Origin of the sequence: Asaia sp. SF2.1 (genome assembly GCF_000505765.1) — a bacterium.
GTDB lineage: Bacteria > Pseudomonadota > Alphaproteobacteria > Acetobacterales > Acetobacteraceae > Asaia > Asaia bogorensis.
The window spans coordinates 29,209-33,086 of sequence record NZ_AYXS01000007.1 but is presented as its reverse complement, the minus strand read 5'-3'; the positions used below and the strand labels follow the sequence as shown (position 1 = coordinate 33,086).

The 3,878-nt window shown below is 56.5% G+C and carries 4 protein-coding genes and 1 pseudogene; 4 read left to right on the top strand and 1 reads right to left on the bottom strand.

Annotated features, from left to right (window positions below):
- Window positions 1-360 (bottom strand): annotated as a pseudogene (locus P792_RS38390) (response regulator); the annotation flags it as partial.
- A gap of 211 nt (window positions 361-571) precedes the next feature.
- Here P792_RS38390 and P792_RS0118270 point away from each other — a divergent pair.
- The 4 genes from P792_RS0118270 to P792_RS25040 form a co-directional block, all read left to right on the top strand.
- Window positions 572-1,045, top strand: a complete 474-nt coding sequence (locus P792_RS0118270; protein WP_031240265.1) for a sigma-70 family RNA polymerase sigma factor — start codon at window positions 572-574, stop codon at window positions 1,043-1,045.
- 169 nt (window positions 1,046-1,214) lie between these two features.
- Window positions 1,215-1,793 (top strand): sigma-70 family RNA polymerase sigma factor, encoded by a 579-nt coding sequence (locus P792_RS25050; protein WP_023978043.1) that lies wholly within the window; start codon window positions 1,215-1,217, stop codon window positions 1,791-1,793.
- A 202-nt stretch (window positions 1,794-1,995) separates the two neighbouring features.
- Entirely contained in the window at window positions 1,996-2,184 is a 189-nt protein-coding gene (locus P792_RS25045; protein ID WP_023978042.1) for a NepR family anti-sigma factor, read from the top strand.
- 51 nt (window positions 2,185-2,235) lie between these two features.
- On the top strand, window positions 2,236-3,878 hold a 1,643-nt coding region (locus P792_RS25040), incomplete at its 3' end, for a sensor histidine kinase (RefSeq protein ID WP_023978041.1).

The following is a 3,878-nucleotide window of genomic DNA, read 5'->3' as shown; positions in this document are numbered from 1 at the left end:
CAGCACACTTGTCTCGGCAACTGAACGCAGACCCTCATTCGCCTTGGCGATATCACCGAGGATATCGGCCTCTGTTCGCCCGAGAATCATGGCAACTGCGCTGAGGGGAACCTCCTCAAGCGATGTGAGAAGCAGGACGAAACGCTGCGTAAGGGTGAGGGATGACGGAGGATGAGCACTGTCGTTGGCTGCCTGAAAACAGTCGATGATCGACTTGTAAAGACGGAAGCGAACACTGATCTCATGTCCACCCTTGCGCGTAGCCATGTAGCGTATGGCATGGGCCACAAGCTGATCACCCTGCTTCTGTGTGCCTTCAAGAGCTCTTGCAAAACGTCGCGCAAAGGGCAAGGCTTGCATGAGGTCTTGGCGCTCTGCATCGACCATAGAGAAACGAAGCTCCAGAAATTTTCCGCCAACACAACGCGGTTCGTTGCGTTACGATGGCACTTTTTCGGCGCTGAGCAAAGAGGAATGCAGTCATGCGCTACCGGGAGATCACAGGCTGAGCACCGACAAGCCAGACAATCCGCGAGAGGCGGGAGCGAAGGCTGACCCCGTCCGGCGGGGAATTGCCACGCACCTCATCGATCTGCGCGGTTTTGCACGCTACCTCACCAGAGACGCCTCCGCAGCCGATGACCTCGTGCAGGACACGGTTTTGCGTGCGCTGGCCGCGCGTGACAGCTTCGTTCCAGGGACCAATCTCAAGGCCTGGCTATTCACCATCCTGAGGAATGTTTTTTTCGAGCAGCGCCGTCGCAAGGTGAAAGAAACAGAGATTCTCGGCGAGATATCACGAGGTAGTGAGGAGGGGTTCGATGAGCGTGATCGATACAAGGATGGCGTCATGGATCTATCGCAGCTTTTATGGCGTCTGCCTGAGCTTTTACGTGAGGCGTTGATTCTCGTTGGCGCTCAGGAGATGAGTTACGAGGAGGCCGCTGCGATCTGCGATTGTCCAGTCGGTACGATGAAAGCGCGTGTGTCGAGAGCACGAGCCCAGCTTGCCGAGATCGCCTCACCATCTGCGGATCCCGCATAGATAGACTATGGGGAGCAGTAAGCGCTCTGCCTGACCGCCACAAACTGTCCTTGCGACGAGGCATCTCAGGCGTCTAACAAAAATTTTCAGTTTTTTTCATTGCATGCAACCTCCTCCTTCGCCCGTTCATTGGTCCGTTGAAAAGCACCGAGCGAAGAAGGATTTTCGCATGACCAGCTTCCATGACCAGGTTATCCAGATTCTCCCCAAACTGCGCGTTCAGGCTCTGTCCCTGACACGCAACCGTTCCGCAGCCGAGGATCTGGTTCAGGACGCGGTATGCAATGCCCTTGCGGCTCAGGATAGCTTCATCCCCGGCACGAATTTTTCGGCCTGGATGCATCGTATTCTGCGCAACCGCTTCATTTCCGATCTGCGCAAGCGCCGTGAGACGACGGATATCGAGGATGTGCCTGCATCGTCCTTTGCGAGCAACGCGACGCACGAAGACAGTCTGGCGCTTAAAGATCTCTCGATGGCGCTGTCTCGTCTGCCTGCCGATCAGCGCGAGGCGCTCGTGATGGTCGTTGTGCAGGGCATGAGCTACGAAGCCCTCGCAGAAGCTACGGGCTGTGCTGTCGGAACGGCCAAGAGCCGTGTATTCCGTGCCCGTCGTCAGCTCGAGGCCTGGATGACCGGCGACCTGCCCGCGAACGACAAGTTGCGCGTTAAGGTTGCTGCTCTCCGCGCCACGCTGGATGATCGTCGCCGCAAGGGACTCAAATCTGACGATCTGTTCACATTCTGATTGCCGCTAGCGTAACTAGACTGGCCTGATGCTGCGACATATTTGCAGAGTTATGGAGGGGAGTGAGGTAACTCATTCCCCTTTGGCGCGATTGGGTCTTTCCTTTTCTTCAAAATGCGATGATTAAATTTCGTTAGTGCAACTCGTCCGGCGACGCATTGTTAAGATCGCATGGGTTGAATTTTTTTGTTGAGGTGAGGACATGACTGGGGGAAAGGACGGCACGCCGGAGAAGCCCCGCCAGGCAGGCCCCAGCAATGAAACAGAAAATCCTTTCGACCTATGGTTGAAGCGAGGGCTTCATCAGCTCTTCGATGACGTCGCAAACGAGCCAATTCCTGAGGAATTACTGCGCCTGATCGAAGAAGATCGTGACGACCGCCAGTCCTGAACGGCAACTTGCCGACAGCGCCCGGCGCCGGATAATAAAAAGGCGCTAGGCTTGAGGCTTCTTCCACTGCACCCATTAAAAGCCGTCGGCCTGAAAACCCGTCTTTTTGATACGGTTGGTTCGCGCGTCATGGCGCTTATCGTCTGCACTTCTGTGCCGCTTGCGACCGTCGCGGGGGTTCTCGCGTGGCACACCTATCTTGCGACCTCAGACAACAGCTTTGAGCGCACCAAGGCCGATGCGGTAAGTGCGAGACATGAAATCGCCGCGGATCTGGGCCGGGCACAGGGGGCGTTGGAGACCCTGGCACAGATTACCCTACACGAGGAGATTGCGCCCCGGGCTTTCCAGCTCGTTCAGTCTGTCAGTCAACAACACTATTGCTCGCTCGAGCTGGTCGACAGCGCCGGAAAAATCGTTGCCAGCAGTCGGGGAAACGAAAAGGACGGCAACCCCTGCCAAAGCAATCTTCTTGCTCTTGCCAGTGCCTCACGAGATGCGGTCTCTGAAAAAGAGAGTTTTGCCGAGGGTGACGGGGCTACAGAAGTCGTGATCGCAGGGTCTGCCCTTCTTGTCCGTTCTTCGATACGGCTTGACTATGTTGACCGGACCGGCTCCTCGGTCCCTGGACGGCTGATCGCCTTCCGACCGCTCGTCAATCAGGAATTGGTCTCGACGGCGCAGTATGCGCATGTTTCGAACGAGCCCGATGTCGGTTCGACCGATCTATGGCTCTTTACGGAGCAGACCCCTCCGGTTGCCCTGACTGCAAGACAGAACGTCACCTCGCCTTGGTCGCGAGAGGTAACAGACCGCTTGCGCGCCGACCTCAAGGTGGGAAGACGGGCCGATCATTTCGAGGCCAATAACGTCTACTACACCCTTATACCGGGTTATGGTCCCACCAGTATCGTTGCTGTCTCGGTTCGAAGCGCAGCTGAGACGCGCGCCTTGCAGCTGTTTCTTGCGCGCGTGATGCTCATCGTCCTTATCCTTGTCGTGGAGTTGCTTCTGGTAGCTCTTGCTGCGCAACGTTATCTGGTCGAACCGCTTGAGAAGCTTGCCTCTAGCGTCTCGGAATGGAGACGACACGGTTCATTTCAACCCGATTTGCCCTTGTCGCTCCCACTTGAAATCCGCCAGATGGAGCGCGCTTTCAGCAGGGCCACGAAACGCCTGGACAGGCATGAGGCAAGGCTCCAGCGCGCAACCAAACAGCAGGATCTCCTTATCAGAGAAATCCACCATCGCGTCAAAAATAATCTCCAGATCGTGGCCTCGCTACTCAATCTGCAGGCGAACCGTATCAAGCTGCCGGAAGCGCGAGAAGAATTCCACCTCGTCCGGGACCGGGTGCGTTCGCTGGCAACGCTCCATCGTTACCTCTACCCTGAAGGTGGACTCTCATCGCTCGATATCAGGGCCTTCATGGAAGAGCTTGCGAGCCAGATTTTCACGGCGAACAACCATTCCAATAGAGGGCGTATAAGTCTTTCACTGGACATCCACGATGTGCCGATCACGCCCGATCAGGCCGTGCCGCTCTCCCTCATCGTAACAGAGATCGTCACGAACGCACTGCGGTACGCGTTTCCTGAAGGAAGAGCCGGATCTGTCCGCATACAGCTCCATCGTGTCGATGAGACTGCCCTGCTGCTGATCGAAGATGACGGGGTGGGTTTGGCTTTCCCATC